The following is an 18,091-nucleotide window of genomic DNA, read 5'->3' on the forward strand; positions in this document are numbered from 1 at the left end:
AAATACCTAACAGATTGTTAAATTTGGCAATAATTCACACGCCAATACATTCTTACTGAGCCAACTGCATAGGCATGTAAAATAATATGATTAGAAGGAACACTCTGTGAGTAAACAACTTAAGCTCGGGCTCACGAGCAAAATTTTAATAGGTATGGCTGCAGGCATTATTTTAGGCCTGTTGTTAAGGAATGTGTTTCCAGATAGTCAATTCATTGAAGAATACATTACTAATGGTTTTTTACATGTGATCGGCACGATCTTTATTTCGAGTTTAAAAATGCTCGTTGTTCCATTAGTGTTCGTTTCACTAGTGTGTGGAACAAGTTCGTTAAGTGATCCCTCTAAATTAGGTCGCTTAGGGGGCAAAACCATTGCCTTTTATTTATTCACCACAGCAATCGCGCTCTCCATCGCGATTTTAGCCGCGGTAATTATTCACCCTGGTAATGCAAGTCTGGCAAATAATGCGCTAGAATTTACGGTTAAAGATGCACCTAGTTTGTCTGAGGTACTGATTAATATCGTCCCCACAAACCCAATGCGAGCCATGAGCGAAGGCAATATGCTGCAGATCATCATCTTTGCGGTAATTTTTGGATTTGCTATCGCGCATATCGGTGATAAAGGCTCTCGTGTTGCATCATTTTTTAACGATTTAAATGATGTGATCATGCGAGTCGTGACATTAATTATGCAATTGGCGCCTTATGGTGTTTTCGCATTAATGGCCAAACTGAGTTTAACCCTAGGATTAGAAACCTTCGGCAGCGTAGTCAAATACTTCTTCTTAGTGGTAGCAGTGCTATTTATACAAGGGCTTGTTGTTTACCCTACTCTACTAAAACTATTTTCAGGCCTCAGTCCGTTAATGTTTTTGCGTAAAATTCGCAATGTGCAACTGTTTGCATTTAGTACTGCAAGTTCTAATGCAACATTACCCGTTACCATTGAAACCGCCGAACACCGAATGGGTGTCGACAATAAAATTGCCTCTTTTACGCTGCCACTAGGTGCCACACTCAACATGGATGGCACCGCCATAATGCAAGGTGTTGCAACGGTATTTATTGCCCAAGTATATGGTATTGACCTTAGCATCATGGATTATGCCACGGTCGTGCTCACGGCTACACTGGCCTCTATCGGTACGGCGGGTGTACCTGGTGTAGGCCTTATTATGCTGGCATTGGTATTAAACCAAGTAGGTTTGCCGGTTGAAGGTATTGCCTTGATTATTGGTGTCGACAGAATGCTAGACATGATCCGCACTGCGGTGAATGTAACGGGTGATGCTGTGGCTACCGTCATCATTGCTAAATCTGAGGGTGAATTTAACGAAGAAATATTCAATAATTCACAAGCAGGTAAAAAGTTTGAAGAGCAAGTGCTTAATGACAAAAATTAACGCATAGCTTTCGTTATATAAAAAAGCGCTAATTTAGCGCTTTTTTATTATCTTTTTTCAGTATAAATATGCCATTATCATCAACTTACATTGATATAACGACTAGTGTCGCCTGTTTTAGTTAACCTCAGTTCGAGATAATAGATGGGACATGAGGTAAATCAGTAAAAGCTAATTTACACCTAATCCACTCTATCAAACTTGTCATTTGTTTTACTAATAAGGCCTACTGCAAGTCAATCGCGGGGCGATTTCAAGTCAATGTCACACAAATAGCAGGACAACAAGTTGTTTGATTACCAATTATTGTCCCGAGCTAAGGCTAATTAACAACAAACGGAATAAATATGGACATGACTTTATTGGCAAGTTTAGCGGTTATTCACATTGTGGCATTAATGAGCCCTGGACCTGATTTTGCCATTATCGTCAAAATGGCCACACAGCAAACACGCTTAACCGCGCTTTATTGCGCCCTAGGCATTGCCGTCGCCATCTTAGTTCACACCTTTCTATCTTTGATGGGCATAAGTGTGATGATCCAGCAATCCCATGTTGCCTTTATGGCAGTACAACTGATCGGTAGTAGCTATTTAGCATGGATGGGGTACGGAGCACTCAAATCAGCCCTAACCAGTATCATCAGCAAACGACGCACTGCAGACATATCCATATCATCGACTCAACATAATATGGCAAAGGATGCTCTAATGTCGTCGTTAACAGGATTTAAAGTCGGCCTATATACCAACCTACTAAATCCTAAAGCGCTGATCTTTTTTATTACCTTATTTTCAGTATTGATTACGCCGCAAGTCAATGACTCGACAAAAGTAGCCGCGACAATATTATTATTTATCTTGTCATTAGCATGGTTTAGTTTATTAGCGCTCATTTTATCTAAACCTCGGGTACAGCAGAAATTACTTGCAGCCAACAGCATTATTGATTTACTTGTAGGGGTTATTTTTATTGCCGTTGCAGTCACCATTGCTAATAATATTCTCCATCAAATTATTAGCCAATTTTGAACATAATATTGTCGATATAACTTGCACAAGCAGATGACATCTCACGTCTAATGAGTAAACGAGTTAAGCATTCGCTACGTTACTCGCACATTCATCAGTTGTTAGCGATGACAACATCAAGCCAATCGACTTCATCATGGAATGATTTTAGCAAGCCTGTATACGATTTTGAGGATAACGCAATAATCTACGCGCCAGATAATCCACTACGACATTTAGCCCCGCAGTGAAAACCAATAATAACAAGGCTCCACTAAAGCGAATTTCAGAGAAGTTACTGTCCACATAAAAACCTAACGTCATCACGCCGAGCATACCTAAAATAGCGGTTTCACGGATAATCACTTCAAAACGGTAAAACAACAATCCCATAAAATGGGGGTATATAGTAGGAATAACCAGATAACTATATTGGTCAACCCTTGGCTGATAAGTAAGCGGCACACTCACCTTGTCTGCTTGGCGCGCCATTAAAAAGACCATTAGGCCACTATTATGCAATGCCAACGCGATAATCGCTGGCAACATCGAAGGTCCTAATAACATCATAAACACAAAGGCCAACAAATATTCTGGCAGCGAACGTAATATTAAATTCACAGCACGCATGAGCAGGATAACCGCTTTGGGCATCATTAATCGAGTGTTTAAAGGCAGTAATATCATGGTCAATATATGAGTTAGCCCTAAGGCACAAAAAGCCAGTACTAAGGTAGCAATCATCCCAGGAATGACTTGCTGGCTTATTAAGTTATAACTCCAGTCAAATACCTTCGACAGGTTATCAGGTGTAAACCAGCTTAAGAAGGCTTGCCCTTGCAGCATAGGCGGTAAAACATCAACACTGATAAAACGCCAAATAAGTTGCGAGTCGATAACCGGTATGGGGGGTAAGAAATATACCGCAAGAGGTAAATACAGCCAAAGCATAAACGGCTTAGCCCAGAAACGTATACTTCCAATCAATAGCACAAATAAGATTAATAACGCACCGCCTTGCTGATAATGCCCTTGGCGAAAAGCCGATTCTAAATAAAAGCCTAGTGTCGGCATGCCAATAAAACCTAATACCGCACTACTGCGAAGCGCACATTCGAAACGGTACCGGATATAATCGACAATCTGCGGATACATGTGCATCCAGCGACCATATATAAATGCCGACAGTTTATCGGTGCCCTTAGGCAGAGAAAATAAGGTATGCATTGGCGCTTGCTGTAAAATATCAGCAAATACACGGGCAAACGTGGCAGCATAAGGAAGCGCAATGGCTAAAATGCCGGTAATGGCTGAAAGACCAAATATTTGTAAAAATATCAACGCCCAAAATATCTCATGAATAGCACGGATAAATGCACACATTGCCGCAATCAAAGGATGTTGATACCACAATGCCAGTGGAAACCCCAATAGCAACCCAATCGTGATCCCAAGCAGCGCAAAACTGATGGTTTGCCACAGAGCATCAAGTAAATACTCTGTCGCAAAAAAGTCAGGATGAATAAAGCCTTGCATCATACGCCCAAGCTCAGTCCAAGGTTCGAGCGCAATGATTTCTGTATCGGCAAAAAACCAACACACAGAGACCATCAATGAAAGTAACACAGTGATTTTCTGCCAGTGACCCAAAAAAGTGCGGCCACTAAAAGTCATGGTTTTAGGCATAATAGAAGAGGCTGTTACAGAATGATAAAAAGTCGGTTATGAAACATGTGTTTAGCAACATCGACATGCTCATATTTATGCCACATCATGTTTTGGTACATCAGATAATGCGTAATGCTGAGACAAATAAGCCAGAGATAATTGATCGGTTTTATCATCTAGGGCCACTTTGCCATCGCTGATCACGATAATACGGTCAAAATGTGCTAACGCTAATTCGGCATCATGCAACACACAAATCACACTCTGATGTGTTTGCTTAATCAAGCTTAATAATCGTAAACCCATTAATGGGTCTAACGCAGAAAAGGGCTCATCACCCATAAATATAGCTTGTTGTTGAAATAACGATCTGGCTAATGCCACACGTTGACGTTGGCCGCCCGACAATTCGCTGACTTTTTGTTGCAGCGGCACCGCTAACTCTAATTGCTGACAAAGAACGGCTATTTGTTGTTGTGGTTTGCTAAACGGCAACAGCAAATTAGCCAAATTATACCAACGAGAATAACGCGTTAACCCACCAATAAACACATTATGATATATCGACAAATTATCAACCAGCCCTTGTGCTTGAGAACACAAACACGTTTGCTCAGACAGTTGTTGATATAAGTAATGCAACAGCGTGGTTTTACCCACGCCAGAAGGGCCTAAAATAGCCACATGCTCATTTGCCTTAAATGACAAGTTAACCTTAGATAAAATAATTTTCTGGCTATAACCTAAATCAACATCAGTCAACGACAACATTAATCAAGCATTCCGATTTTTTTCGCGACACGCTCAATTGGTTCATAGTCTTTGTTTTGGGCAGGTACAAATGATTGACGCGGAAAGCTGGCTAATAAATCCTTGTCCGTCATCCCAATTAAGACTTGGGTTAACTTTTCTTTAAAACCTTCACCAAAGGCATTATCTACACCAGCACGGACAGTCCATTGATAATCTGGATAACTAGGGCTTTCCCAAATCACCTTAACTTTGCTGGTATCAACCTCACCTTTTTCAACGGCTGTATCCCACACTTTATAATTAACCGCACCCACTTGGTATACACCGGCTTCAACTTGGCTAATGGTACGACTATGATCACCCGAGAAGCCAATACGTTTGAAAATCTTTTCAATCGGCTTACCTAAGTTACGCTCAATAAAATACTGCGGCATTAAACGCCCTGAAGTTGAATCTTTAGAGCCAAATGTAAAGGTATAATCATTGAGTAAAGGGAAATTCTCTGAAGGGGTAATGTCAGTAGAATGATGAGCAATCAAATAACTCTTGAAAGACTGATCTTCAAATCCTTGTGCTATCGCCTCTGAACCGGGCACTAAGCGACGCGCCTGCACGCCAGATAAACCGCCAAACCATGCAAGTTGTACCTGATTATTACGAAATGCCGTAACAGCAGCTGAGTATGACTTTACCGGAATATATTTTACATCTACGCCCAATTTCTCTGTTAAATAATCAGCCACTTTATCAAACCGAGTACGAAGCTGACTTTCATCTTCATCTGGGATAGCAGTAAAGGTAAAGGTTGCACTTAATGCAAACGTCGAAAATAAGCTTAAAAAACTTGCTGATAATAAGTGTGTTAGTTTCATTTCAATCTTGGAAGGTAGTTTATCAATGCGGATATTCTACCGTACCTGATCCTTGATTACATCGAAAAGCGAATTCAATGTGACAAACATGAGCAAAAATAGCAGTTAAAATAAAGCTGGTTATTGTCACTCTCGCAACAAAACGCTATATAAAGGCCACTATAAGCCTGTTCAATACTCAACCAGACCAACTTGTCAGCTAATATCAGAACAACAAATTTCAAAATAGTGACGGTTCAACAAGGATCAATTATGCGCATATTAGTCATTAAAGAGGATCCTATTTTGTCACATCACTTACAAGTGCCGTTATCAGCTCTGGGTAATCAAATGCAAGTGGCGCTAACCGTATAAGCAACTAAGCAACTAACCGTATAAGCACCTAAGCATATAATGCTATCACTCGCTTTACCCGACAGTAATCGCTAACTTAATGGCGCATAAAGCTGCTCGGCACGATTAAACATCACCCACGAAGTGGCAATATACTTATCATTGCTAATGGGAACATTACCACGATGACTATGAGTAAAACCGGCAGGTGCTATTACCATGGTGCCTTTTTTAGGGCTTATTTTTCGTTGCTGATAGTAAAACTCCGTTTCACCCCCCTCTTCCACATCATTGAGATAAAACATATATAACACCACCCGATGAAGTGCTTCATTATGGCCCTTCTGTGGAAACTGCTCTGAATGCCAATGTGGATAGCCACCAACACCTTGCTGATAATGCTGCACATTGATGGTACCACTGCGATACAGGTACTTAGTTAACGCCGCCGCCCTTGGTTGACCCAATGTCGCAAAATTATCAGGTGTTAAGGTTTGTGGTTGACCGTTTTCATCAGTCACTTGCACTGACACCGACCCCATTAAAGTTAATGAATACTGAGTGAAATAGTTGCTGATATGAGTAAACGTCGCCGCTAATAGTTCGTTTTTTAATTCGGCTAAATCATCACAAGCATCTAACATTAAATCACGGCTGCGTTTTTTTTCGGTATCGACACCAGCACCCGTATGGCCTGGCCCTACACTCGGATGCGTTTCAAATGCCGCAATTAAGCGATCGCATAAATCATTACTTATCGCATTGGGATATACTTCAATAAAATCCATAGGGAGTAACTATTGTTAATAAATTTATAGTAGTATGCTGCCACGCAATTTAAGTGCCTGTAAAGGGCAATGCATAACATAGCTCATTGTTCTTCAAAGTAACTATCGATTGAATATGAAAAAAAACCAAAAAATCTCTGTTGAACAATTACAAGTTGGTACCTTTATCCGCTTGCCTATTTCCTGGAAAGACCACCCTTTCCTGTTTAGCAGTTTTAAAATTAAAGACGCGGCACAAATCGAACTTATCAAAGGCTTAGGTCTAAAAGATGTTTTTTTTGATCCCGAAAAAAGTGATGTTGAACCTGTAACGTCCCAGAATGCCAACATCCCAAAACCCGACGAGCAGGCCCTAAACGCACTAAAAGAACAAATGATCAGCCAGAAGTCGGCCAAAATAGATGAGCAACAAAAGCTCAAACGAGATTTAAAGAAAACCGAACAACAATTTAATCGCTCAGTGTCGATGATGCGTTCAATGGTCTCTAAAATCAGTAGCCGGCCACTCAATGCGGTCAGTGAAGTGAAAGACCTCATCAGCAACATGACCAACATGCTACTTAATAGCGACAATTTAGCCTTGCATTTAATGGGCGATGCTAAAAATGATGAGCATATTTATCACCATTCACTCAACGTCGCCATGTTAAGTATGTTAACCGCAAAAGAGCTAGGCTGGAGCCGCGAAGAAGTTGAAACGATTGGTATTGGTGGGTTATTTCACGATATTGGTAAATTAAAAGTACCCAGCAGTATCCTCAATAAACGAGTGGCGCTAACCACACCTGAACAAAATTTTATTAAACAACATCCGCTGATGGGTATTAACTTTTTAAAACTGGCTGACAGTTTTCCGGATGAAGCCAAACCGTTAATCGCTAATCACCACGAGTTTTTAGATGGCAGTGGCTACCCACAAGGGCTCAAAGCCGACAAGTTAGACAAGCTGTCACAGTTGATCGCGGTGGTTAATGAATACGACAACCTGTGTAATGGAACCAACCAAATCAAGGGGAAACCGCCCAGTACCGCCTTGGGGTTGTTGTATAAAAATTATAAAGGTAAATTAAATACTGAATACATTAGTAAACTAATCAAAATATTAGGTGTTTACCCGCCTGGCAGTATTATTGAGTTATCCAGTGGCCAATTTGCGATGGTTATGTCGGTAAATTTACAGAAGCTGTTGTGCCCTAATATTGTGGTTTACGATCAACTGGTACCCAAAGATTTAGCCCCCATCATTAGCTTACAAGATGAAGGCCTGAGTATTGTCCGCAGTCTACCTGCTGCAGCATTGCCTGAAAAAATCCATAAATACTTAAATCCTAGAGAAAAAATTAGCGTAGGTATTGGCCAAAACTAGTGGGCTAGAGAAATAACGCTGTTTTTGTTAATCACTGGCTCATTTCAACGTTGCAAACTAAATAACCTCAACGTGAAATTATAAACGGTTATAAAACAGCCTATTTTAGCTCTTATTCTGAGTTGAGGTTAAGTATTACTGCTTTCCGTCAGGCCCTTATCTAACAATGAAAGATCAATATGACACCACCATAATGTTGAAGTAAGGCGTGGCTTTTGGGGGTTATTGAGTCCAATTAAACAATAATGGTCTTAAGGTCAATTCAGATAACTAAATACCCACTTCCGTTATTTTTGGGTGTAAAAAACCATCAACTGACAACAATTGATGGCGTTAATCTTGTCATATAGATTGCTGCTATAACCAACCTTTTCGTTTAAAGAAAAAATACGTTCCCGCCGCGCTGGCAAGCATTAATGCGACCGCCATCGGATAGCCAAATCGCCAATCGAGTTCAGGCAAAATATGAAAGTTCATCCCATAACTGCTGGCAATCAATGTAGGAGGAAGAAACACCACTGCCGATACCGAAAATATCTTAATAATTTTGTTTTGTTGCAAACCACTGAAGCCCATAGCCGCGTCCAGCAAGAACTGTAACTTGTCGAAAATAAACTGACTGTGTGGCATCAATGATTCAATATCCGATAACATCTCACGAATATCTTTTAAATTGTCATCCGATAAACTGTCTCGGTAATAACGTTGCATATAACGAAGTGAACGCTGAGTATCCAATAAACTTAACCGAATTTTACCGTTAGAGTCTTCTTGCAAGATGATCAGTTTAAACACGTCATCAAGCTCTTCGTCATTAAACACTTGCTCGCCGACATTTTCTAATACGCTGTACACGTCTTCAATTAAGTCAGATAGATAATCCACTTTTAAATTAAACAACTCTAACAATAACCCCTGTGGAGTCGTAATATCCAAGCGGCCTAAACGTAAGTAATTACGTAATAAACGGATAAGACCCACATCTTCTTCACGTAATGTCAGCAAGAAACGTTCACGCAAGTTGAATGACACGTTCACAGCACGTACATCTGAACTCACTCGCTGTGGAAACAACGAGTTAATATGTAAACCATCTTTGTTCTGATAAAAACGCGCTGAGGCTTCAATTTCATTTATATCTTCTTCATCAGGGACTTCTTCAGCAGAAAATAATCTCAACCATTTGCGCTCTTCGTCGTCGGGTTTTAATAAATCTAACCACAAGGTCGACTCGGGCACTTTATCGCCAACCTTCAATTCGGTGGTGATTAATTCTCTATTTTGATAGGCGTATGCAGTGATCATCGCTCCCCCAAAGTCTGTTAGGCCATACAAAGCATAACAAACATAAACACTCAAAAAGTGGCGCTAGTTTACCCAACTACCAATGAATGAAAAGTAAAATGTTCAATAGCGCCAAAAATCGTACCAATTATATAAGCAGTTACATAAATTCTAACATCACAGTGATCAGTTCAGACTGACTTACACTGTCTAACTATAAGTAACCTCAACGCTTATCCAGCGATACGGTTAAGTGTATTGAGGTAAATAGTTGGCATACTCTTTACTACTCATTAGCGTAACGCATCGCACCACTCAACGGAAACATCACTCGTGAAGTAATACCTAACATACCTAACATCAGCCTCAGTTGCTCGGACATTGAGCGGTAACATCACTCACGAAGTAATACCTAACATCAAACTCAGTCGCTCGGAAATTGAGCGAAAACATAACCCGAGTTAGACTTACATGACTTGGTGTCAGTATCTTCGCTCATAAAAAAGCGCCCAAATAGGGCGCGATTAAAATACATAAACAACATATAACTGGATAAAATTAACTTAATCGCCTTTTAAACGACGATCCAATTGGTCTTTCAAATTGGCCGGCACACCTTTAATCAAAAGAGTGTCAGATATCGGGTCATAAATAACCCGCTCACCTAAATGCCCACTATCAAAACTCAATGTCACCCCGCCGCCGGTACCTGAAAACTTCTTCAAGCTACGTAAACTGGCTTTATCTGCCGGAAACTCATCGTCTAACTCATAACTGCCGCCACAAGCAAAATCGTAAAATGAATCCATACCCGTGTCGGCTAACTCGTCGGCTAAATCTTTTACTTCAATAGCATCCCCTGAATCCGCTCGTTCAGAACAATATTCAAACACTTTATTGCGACACTCTTGGCGTTCATCTTTGGTTAACTCACTGCCCGACACAAAATCTTCAACCGCATGGATCAAGGTTTTGTTTTGCGCTTTGATGTTAACGCCTTCGACACAGCCCATAAAATCTAAAAAGAAGTCAGCCACTTTACGGCCCGCGCGGCCACGAATAAACGAAATATACTTACGAGAGCTTTTATCTGCCTGCCACTCGGTTAAATCAATTCGCGCGGCTAGTTGAATATTGTTTAAATCTAAATGGTTGTTTTGCGACAATTCCATATCATCTAACACCGTCATCGACGACTTCGCGCTTAATAGCGCCACAAACAAATAATCGCTCGTCATGCTGGTGTAGCAAGACATCAATAAAAAACCGCCTTGGCTAAAATCGTACTTGGCCAGTTCTTGCTGTAACAATTGGCTCGCTTGGCCGCTAAATTCAACAAAGCCTAAATCGCCACTGCGATATCCTGTCAGAGCATTAGAAAAAGCATCATTGGCTTCGCCATCATCACCACTGGTACCAAAAAAACCAAACCCCTTACCCGCTTTACCCGTAAAGGTTTGATGTAACTCTTCTAACATGGTTTCAACAGCGTGAGTATTAAACAACGGTTGCGGGCGTAAACGACAGCGCATTTCCCCCTGACTGTCTTGAGAGATTTCGTGAATAATTGCTTGCTCAATCCTAATGCTCATAAGCCTTGTTAATCCTAGTCTGTCGCAGATGATAATTTATGAAAGAATGATATCAGACCAAGCGTGTAAATCGAACAGGGTTTACGATATTCCTTACATAGACCGAATAAAACTTGAGGCGAGCGACGACTAAATCCGTTATTATGTGCAGCTAATTCATTCTTTATTGACGTTTTCTGACTATGGCAATTCAATCTAAATATACAAACACTCAAGTTGAAGCACTTATCAGCGAGCTGCTTGCAGTTCTCGCTAAGCATCAAGCCCCCACCGATTTAAGCCTAATGGTATTAGGTAACTGCGTGACGCATTTACTCGAGCAAAAAGTCCCAGGTGAATCACGTCAAAAAGTCGCGGAACAATTTGCCAAAGCCCTAACACAGTCGGTTAAGTAATCGACTCAACAAATTTTTATCGCTAAGGCTAACAATCAGTTACACTGAGAATAGTCTTTGATAATAATGTAGGAATACGAGTTAACATGATCGAGCGTAAAAAGCAGCAAATGACGCGTGATAAAGTGTCACGCTTAGTTAATTGGGGTCACTGGTTTGCCTTCTTTAATGGCATATTGGCGATGTTAATTGGCGCTCGATATATTGGCAGTGTGGGCTACCCAGAATCCGTTATTGGTTGGTCATATCTTGCCATCAGTACCATTGGTCACTTTACGTTTTTAGCCTTTATCGTTTACTTAATTTTTATCTTCCCGATTACCTTATTACTCCCTTATTCTAAAATTTTACGCGGTTTTGCTGCATTTATCGCCTCAATGGGATTATATGCTCTGCTGTATGACACCATTATTTATGATGACTACGGCATCCACTTAAGCCCCTTTGCCTTCGATTTAGCCTGGCAAGACCTCAACGCCCTATTACACAGTACCTCATACATTATTACCCCTATTGTTATCGTGGTTGTTGAACTCACGGTTGCCAATTTTTTGTGGAAACGCATCGACAAAATTCAGAAAAAACAATGGGGCAACAAAGTCGTACTGTTTGTTGGTATCTGCTTTGTCAGCAGCCATTTATTGCATATTTGGGCCGATGCTACAAACATAACCGAAATCACCCGTTTTGACGATGCATACCCAGTGTCATACCCTGCAACAGCACGATCATTTATGGAAAACCATGGCATTGACAGCAGCATGCAGTCAACTGAATATCGCAATACTAAATCACGCAATCTGAGCTATCCCATCAGCCCGATGCAATGTACTGCAGACAGCCAGCCAAATATTCTTGTCATTAGCATAGACAGCCTTCGCGCAGACATGGTCGACAAGGTCACCATGCCGTTTTTAAGCCAATACCGTATTCAAAATCAGCGCTTTATGAATCATTATACTGGTGGCACTGACTTTGAAACCAGCATGTTTACCTTAATGTATGGTTTACAAGGCAATTATAGCGATCGCAAAGAGTTTGATAGCACCAGCCCAATCTTAACCAACATTCTTACGCAGCAAGGCTATCAATTGGCCATGTTTGCGCCTAAAAGTGATGAATATATTGCCAATAGTGCCATGTTTAACGATATACACATGCACACCAGTGAAGGTAGAAATGGCAGCGCCGATGCCGACATCAACACTATTAATGCAGTAAATGCATGGCAACTTAACCAAACACAACCGTGGTTTACCCTAGTGAACCTTACTGCACCAAAAGACTACGACACCCCCGTTGGTTTTCTAGGCGTGCAAACCGTTAAACCTCACGTGGCATTAAAGCCGGCACAAAAAGTATTATTTAATCAATATCGTCAATCACTTAACTTTATTGACCAACAGCTGGCTACTCTACTCGATAACGTCAGTGATGATACCGTCGTACTGATCACCGGCACTTACGGCCAAGTATTTACCAGCAACACTAATGATGCTCGCAGTAATTTATCGCCAGATAATGTCAACGTGCCACTCATCATTCATTGGCCAAATAGTCACAGTAATAAAATCAACTACCGCACCAGCCATTATGGCATCGCGCCAACCTTGCTTAGCCATGTTTTAGGCTGCACGAACCCAAGCACAGATTACAGCTCAGGCCGCGGTTTACTTGAGCCCAACAATGAAACCTGGGTATATATTGGCGACAGCCGCCGCTTTGCCATTTATCAAAAATCAGAGATAACCGTATTAGATCGATTCGGCAAATACCGCATCTACGATTTAGACTATAACAAGCGCTTGGACAAAAAGTTGAGTGCGCCAGAATTGATCCAAGTGATGCGCGAAGGCCGTAGGCTCTTCAATCAATAGTTAACACTCTTGATTGTGTGTGCAATAACCTCAGTGGTCGCATTCACAATCTATAGTCACTTCATTATCGACCAGATCCTTAATCTTAATGGTATATTTTGATAATGAGTAATCTAGGCTTTTCAGCAAATGGATATTTTATAATCAATTGATAAATGACTGATAATTAACTACTTGCACTAGCTAATTACAGTTGATAAAGTACTTATTCACTTAGTCACCCCAAAGCAAATAAACTAACTAAGTGATGCTTTTACAAATCTTGCTGAAGATGAATATTGGACGCAATAACATTGTGAAACACTAGCAAGAAATTCGGTATGTAGCGCAGCCCGGTAGCGCACTGTCATGGGGTGTCAGGGGTCAGGAGTTCAAATCTCCTCATACCGACCAAATCTAAAATAGAAAAGCCTGTACACATCATATGTTTACAGGCTTTTTTGTGTCTAAAAACAACTCATGAATACTATTATTACGGTCAAACTCAGGTCAAACTCAGGTCAAATCATCAACTCAACAATTACAACTTACGTTATTATTTATAATAAGGTTTTCTAACGTCTAAAGTGTAATCTTATTAGGTTGGGTGGCACTTTTAGCTTTGGTTAACGACTTTTGCACTTGTGCAGCCAAGTTAAATGCGTGCCGATTACAATCTGGCAAACCAGACATAGGCCCAGCGATATACACCTTTTTACGGATCATGTTTTCACCAAATAACGAGTAAAAAATGGGCTCCCATAAAGGAGCCCAAGTCTTTTTCTATCGCTAATTGACTTAGTCAGCTCATTAACCAAGCTTGTTTTTGTGCTTTAGGAGTATCAGGTAATCTGAGTATATAAAATAGCGAACCTAAGTATAAAAGTGATCTCAAATCGATTACGCCTCCTCATTTCTTTATTTCTTTATTTCTTTATTTCCACCATGACAGCCTCCGCCCTTTAAACATATCAACGCACATAGCGCGCCTTATTTTAAAAAACATTATTCAATTAAAAACAATTACTTAAAAATCAGTAAAGATATGCGGTTTATGTAAACAATCATCCTGAATATGATTACAAGCCCTAGCAACAACGATCCTGACACAGGGAAAAGGTCTAGTTGATTGAAAAATCCGTTGGCAGAAAAGATCTTCGTTATGGTGATCATGAATAAGTTTTCTCGTAAATTTCACTCGTGATGAATGTCACCACTTATAACGTTTTTGCAAACTAGTATTAACCTCTACTCAATAGGAGGTATTTATGCAAAATAGACGTAATTTTTTAAAACTAGGGGCAGGTGCGGTATTAGGCGGCGTAGTCACGGCTATTCCAGGTACAGCTTTAGCAAGTCCATGTGGTGATATTAAATGGGATGAAACTAAAGATATCATCGTAATCGGATCTGGATTTTCTGGATTATCTTCGGCTCTTAACGTTAAACGTACTACCGGAAACTCAGTTCTTGTTTTAGAGAAAATGCAAGTTATCGGAGGTAATTCAGCGGTAAATGGTGGCTGGTTAGCCGTACCTAAAAATCCGATTCAATTGGCGCAAGGTATTACCGACGACGCACCAGCCGAATTGGTTAAGGACCAAATGATTGCCGGCAGAGGAATGGCAAACGAAGCCATGCTCACACAAATTGCCGATCATGCATTAGATGTATACCAATTGTGTATTGATAGTGGCGTTAAATTTAAAAAGGACTTCAATATTCAAGTTGGGGGCCATAACAAAGCCAGAGCGATGCGAGTTGAGCATGGTACTGGTGGTGATATTACAACCAAACTGTATGAAGTAGGATTGAAAGAAGGCATTGAATATCGTCTACAAAGTTATGTTGAAGACTTTATCATGGATGGTCATGAGATTATTGGTCTTAAAGTTCGTCAGAATTATCGTTTCCCCGATATGACAACGGGCAAGAGTGTTTACATTAAGGCGACAAAAGGGGTGATCATTTCTGCTGGTGGCTACGCTAAAAATGCCCCGCTATGTACTGTCTTTGATCCTTCATTAGACCCAGACTTAGATTGTACTAATGCACCAGGAGCAACCGGTGAAGTGATGTTAACGGCAATGGCTCATGGAGCATTACCTGTTCACTTAGATATGATTCAATCTGGCCACTGGGGTTCACCTGATGAAGGAGGATTTGGTTGGTCAAATGCATTATTATCAATCGGTTGGCACAAAGGTATTTCAGCTAGCGTACTTAGCGGTAAGCGTTTTATGAATGAACGTGCGGATCGTAAAACGTGTACCGAAGCGATGTTAAAACAGCGTTATGAAGATAACTCTCCTGCTTACCCAATAGTATTTTTCAATTATCTAGATCATGCCGATGATGACCGTGTAACGAGATCGTTACGAGACAAAATGGCATGGAAAGTCGATAGCCTACAAGAGCTTGCTGAAAAATTCAACATTCCACTTTCTGAATTAAAATCAACGGTTACTAGATTTAATCAACAAGTTAAAACAGGTGTAGATGATGATTTTAATCGTCAAATGGATACTGCTGTTGAGCTAAAAGCCCCCTTTGTTGTGTCTCGCATTTGGCCAAAAGTACATTACTGCATGGGCGGTTTAAGAACCGACATCGGCGGTAGAGTATTTGATGGGAAAACACTGTCTCCAATCAAGAAAATGTATGCCGTTGGCGAGGTAACAGGTGGAATACATGGAAGAGCACGTCTTAGTTCCACATCATGTTTAGAATGCATTGCAATGGGTATTGTCGTTTCAAAAACGATTCAGGCCGACCAAGCTTAAGGAGTATAAAAATGAAAAAGTTGATATTAAGCCTAGTTTTGGGACTGATGGTTAGCAGTGCGTATGCTGGTGACTTGGTTGAAATGCAAAAAAAAACACAAGGCCGCACAAATCATCAGTTTATTTATGATGATGGTTGTAAAAGTTGTCATGCAGGATCCGGCAAAACAAGTGCAACGGATCAGGCATGTGTGGAATGTCATGGGACCATAGATAGTATCGAAATAGATACCAGTAAATTAGCCATTGAGGGCGCTAACCCACATAAATCCTTCCATTATAACAAAGGTGCTAGCTGTTTAGCATGTCACGCGGAACATGAGAAAAAAGCCCCTGTGTGCGCAGAGTGCCATCGCAGCTGGTTTCATAAAATGTAATCACCGCTAGTTTAAAAGTGTAATAGCAGCTCGTTATAAAAATAAAATCGCAGCTGCTTTAAAAAATATAATCAATTTGTTACTGAGAATGAATAATGAAAATCACAAAAAGTGTTTTATATCCAATTTGTTTTAGTTTCCTCACGCTGGCGCAAGCTCATGCCGCCGAAATAAACATTAATGACACCCAAATAACTGCTGGCGGTTTTATTAAAGGCAACGCTAGATTTATAAGTGGCGATGCTCCATATAACACGATGTGGATAGGAAGCGGAGCGGCGAGTTCCGAAGATAACTCACGACTTCAATTTAGTGCTCAGGAAAGTCGATTTAATGCAAAAATTAAAAAAGGCGAAGTGAGTGGTTATGTTGAAATAGACTTTGTTGGTTCGGCGCAAGGTAACGGAGTTATTTCAAATTCATATAGCCCTAGATTACGTCACGCTTTTTTAAACTATAAAGATATTACATTCGGCCAAACTTGGTCGACACTAGTGAATACAAGTTCATTTCCCGAAACCGCGGATCTTGGTGGCCCTTTAGTCGGGGAAGCTATGATGCGCCAAACCTTACTACGCTATCAATATGGTAACTGGAAGTTCGCTCTTGAAAATCCAAATACATATGGCACTTTAGAAGGTGGAACATCTGCTGAAACTAACAATGATTATGTTCCTGATTTCATCGTGCGTAATGATATTAAAGGTGAATGGGGTAATGTGTCTTTCTCTGGATTGATTAGATATTTAGATCCTGACAACACTAAAGAGTTAGCCTTTGGTGGATCTATTTCATCAAGAATTATGACTTTTGGTAAGGATGATTTACGAGTACAAGTTCATTATGGTAATTTAGGCCGTTATGTCGGTACGGTTGCAGCAAAGGATATTGCAAACGGAGAAGTAGAAACAACAACATCTGGAATGATTGCATATAGACATTTCTGGAATAGTGAAATGCGATCTACCTTGTTCTATGGTCGCACTGTCACTGATGTTGAAGAGACTGATAGATTTCATTATGGGATTAACTTGTTTACAAACTTAACTAAAGAGTTGGTTATGGGTTTGGAGTTAGGAAGATATGAAGTTTTAGATGATGATAACTCATTCTCTACACACAATACTTGTGCATCAAATTACGCCCAGTTTACGATGCAGTTTAATTTCTAATCTATGCTATTTATCTTAAAAACGCTTAGCTATGCTTAACTAAGAGTGATAATGACTGGCGCTGGAGGTTCCTAATAATTTAGGTGTTCCAGCGTCATTTACCAAGGTATATATTCAATCCGTGCCAAAGATAAACGTCCTCATTTCGCTAATATTTCGCTCTTCTGCATACATCTTGTCTAGATCTGATAATCTTTGCTACTGCAGGTTTTATCATGGTATTCGCCTAAAACCTCTCAACCAAACTAAGTGATAAGCGGCTAATCCAACACACCATAATAATATTCCAGCCAGTATTACGATAAGCAGCAACACATCATATTGTGTATGGATGCAATCTTCGCAGCAATATTCCCCCAGAGAAGTGTCAGTAATCATAATATAAACAGTTGATTAGAGTCTGGCTATGACTCAGTGATAACCATCAGAAAATA

The 18,091-nt window shown here is 40.4% G+C and carries 15 protein-coding genes and 1 tRNA gene; 9 read left to right on the forward strand and 7 right to left on the reverse strand.

All coding sequences use genetic code 11. The features are described from left to right. The first annotated feature begins 106 nt into the window (after window positions 1-106). Both AAEY93_RS02250 and AAEY93_RS02255 read left to right on the forward strand, forming a co-directional pair. Window positions 107-1,408, forward strand: coding sequence for a dicarboxylate/amino acid:cation symporter (locus AAEY93_RS02250; RefSeq protein WP_101030450.1), 1,302 nt, complete (start codon window positions 107-109; stop codon window positions 1,406-1,408). A gap of 347 nt (window positions 1,409-1,755) precedes the next feature. Next, on the forward strand, window positions 1,756-2,439 hold the full coding sequence (locus tag AAEY93_RS02255; RefSeq protein WP_351074735.1) for a LysE family translocator: 684 nt from the start codon (window positions 1,756-1,758) through the stop codon (window positions 2,437-2,439). 147 nt (window positions 2,440-2,586) lie between these two features. Here AAEY93_RS02255 and AAEY93_RS02260 read toward each other — a convergent pair whose 3' ends face one another. The 4 genes from AAEY93_RS02260 to AAEY93_RS02280 all read right to left on the reverse strand — a co-directional run bounded on the left by AAEY93_RS02260 (window position 2,587) and on the right by AAEY93_RS02280 (window position 6,832). Continuing rightward, window positions 2,587-4,104 carry a PhnE/PtxC family ABC transporter permease gene (locus tag AAEY93_RS02260; protein ID WP_351074736.1) on the reverse strand — a complete coding sequence of 506 codons (1,518 nt, stop codon included), beginning with the start codon at window positions 4,102-4,104 and terminating at the stop codon, window positions 2,587-2,589. A 75-nt stretch (window positions 4,105-4,179) separates the two neighbouring features. Next, a complete protein-coding gene (locus AAEY93_RS02265; RefSeq protein WP_351074737.1) occupies window positions 4,180-4,857 on the reverse strand; it encodes an ATP-binding cassette domain-containing protein in 678 nt (225 codons plus the stop codon). Further along, window positions 4,857-5,711, reverse strand: a complete 855-nt coding sequence (locus AAEY93_RS02270) for a putative selenate ABC transporter substrate-binding protein (protein WP_351074739.1) — start codon at window positions 5,709-5,711, stop codon at window positions 4,857-4,859. The genes AAEY93_RS02265 and AAEY93_RS02270 overlap by 1 nt, the downstream gene beginning before the upstream one ends. Before the next feature lie 425 nt (window positions 5,712-6,136). Next, complete coding sequence (locus AAEY93_RS02280; protein WP_335686308.1) at window positions 6,137-6,832, reverse strand: 2OG-Fe(II) oxygenase; 696 nt, start codon at window positions 6,830-6,832, stop codon at window positions 6,137-6,139. Between the two features lie 115 nt (window positions 6,833-6,947). On the opposite strand from AAEY93_RS02280, the gene AAEY93_RS02285 reads away from it, so the two are divergent. Continuing rightward, window positions 6,948-8,198: a cyclic di-GMP phosphodiesterase gene (locus tag AAEY93_RS02285; protein WP_351074741.1), complete on the forward strand. Its 1,251-nt coding sequence runs from the start codon at window positions 6,948-6,950 to the stop codon at window positions 8,196-8,198. Between the two features lie 357 nt (window positions 8,199-8,555). On the opposite strand, the gene corA is transcribed toward AAEY93_RS02285, so the two are convergent. Both corA and yejK read right to left on the reverse strand, forming a co-directional pair. Continuing rightward, entirely contained in the window at window positions 8,556-9,503 is a 948-nt protein-coding gene (gene corA / locus AAEY93_RS02290; protein ID WP_101030429.1) for a magnesium/cobalt transporter CorA, read from the reverse strand. Between the two features lie 542 nt (window positions 9,504-10,045). Then, complete coding sequence (gene yejK / locus AAEY93_RS02295; protein WP_101030426.1) at window positions 10,046-11,074, reverse strand: nucleoid-associated protein YejK; 1,029 nt, start codon at window positions 11,072-11,074, stop codon at window positions 10,046-10,048. Between the two features lie 182 nt (window positions 11,075-11,256). Here yejK and AAEY93_RS02300 point away from each other — a divergent pair, with 182 nt between their 5' ends. From AAEY93_RS02300 to AAEY93_RS02310, 3 genes are all read left to right on the forward strand, one after another. Beyond that, window positions 11,257-11,469 (forward strand): YejL family protein, encoded by a 213-nt coding sequence (locus AAEY93_RS02300; RefSeq protein WP_101030423.1) that lies wholly within the window; start codon window positions 11,257-11,259, stop codon window positions 11,467-11,469. 86 nt (window positions 11,470-11,555) lie between these two features. Beyond that, window positions 11,556-13,346, forward strand: coding sequence for a DUF3413 domain-containing protein (locus tag AAEY93_RS02305; protein WP_351074744.1), 1,791 nt, complete (start codon window positions 11,556-11,558; stop codon window positions 13,344-13,346). Window positions 13,347-13,662: 316 nt separating this feature from the next. After that, window positions 13,663-13,739 (forward strand) — tRNA-Pro (locus AAEY93_RS02310). 168 nt (window positions 13,740-13,907) lie between these two features. Here AAEY93_RS02310 and AAEY93_RS02315 read toward each other — a convergent pair. After that, window positions 13,908-14,051, reverse strand: coding sequence for a DUF4406 domain-containing protein (locus AAEY93_RS02315; RefSeq protein WP_351074746.1), 144 nt, complete (start codon window positions 14,049-14,051; stop codon window positions 13,908-13,910). A gap of 542 nt (window positions 14,052-14,593) precedes the next feature. Here AAEY93_RS02315 and AAEY93_RS02320 point away from each other — a divergent pair. From AAEY93_RS02320 to AAEY93_RS02330, 3 genes are all read left to right on the forward strand, one after another. Continuing rightward, window positions 14,594-16,108, forward strand: coding sequence for a flavocytochrome c (locus tag AAEY93_RS02320; protein WP_351074748.1), 1,515 nt, complete (start codon window positions 14,594-14,596; stop codon window positions 16,106-16,108). Between the two features lie 11 nt (window positions 16,109-16,119). Next, window positions 16,120-16,485: a cytochrome c3 family protein gene (locus AAEY93_RS02325; RefSeq protein ID WP_351074750.1), complete on the forward strand. Its 366-nt coding sequence runs from the start codon at window positions 16,120-16,122 to the stop codon at window positions 16,483-16,485. Window positions 16,486-16,580: 95 nt separating this feature from the next. Further along, window positions 16,581-17,657: a DcaP family trimeric outer membrane transporter gene (locus tag AAEY93_RS02330; RefSeq protein WP_101030381.1), complete on the forward strand. Its 1,077-nt coding sequence runs from the start codon at window positions 16,581-16,583 to the stop codon at window positions 17,655-17,657. The last annotated feature ends 434 nt before the right edge of the window (window positions 17,658-18,091 follow it).

The organism is Shewanella sp. CAL98-MNA-CIBAN-0140 (genome assembly GCF_040309905.1).
GTDB lineage: Bacteria > Pseudomonadota > Gammaproteobacteria > Enterobacterales > Shewanellaceae > Shewanella > Shewanella psychromarinicola.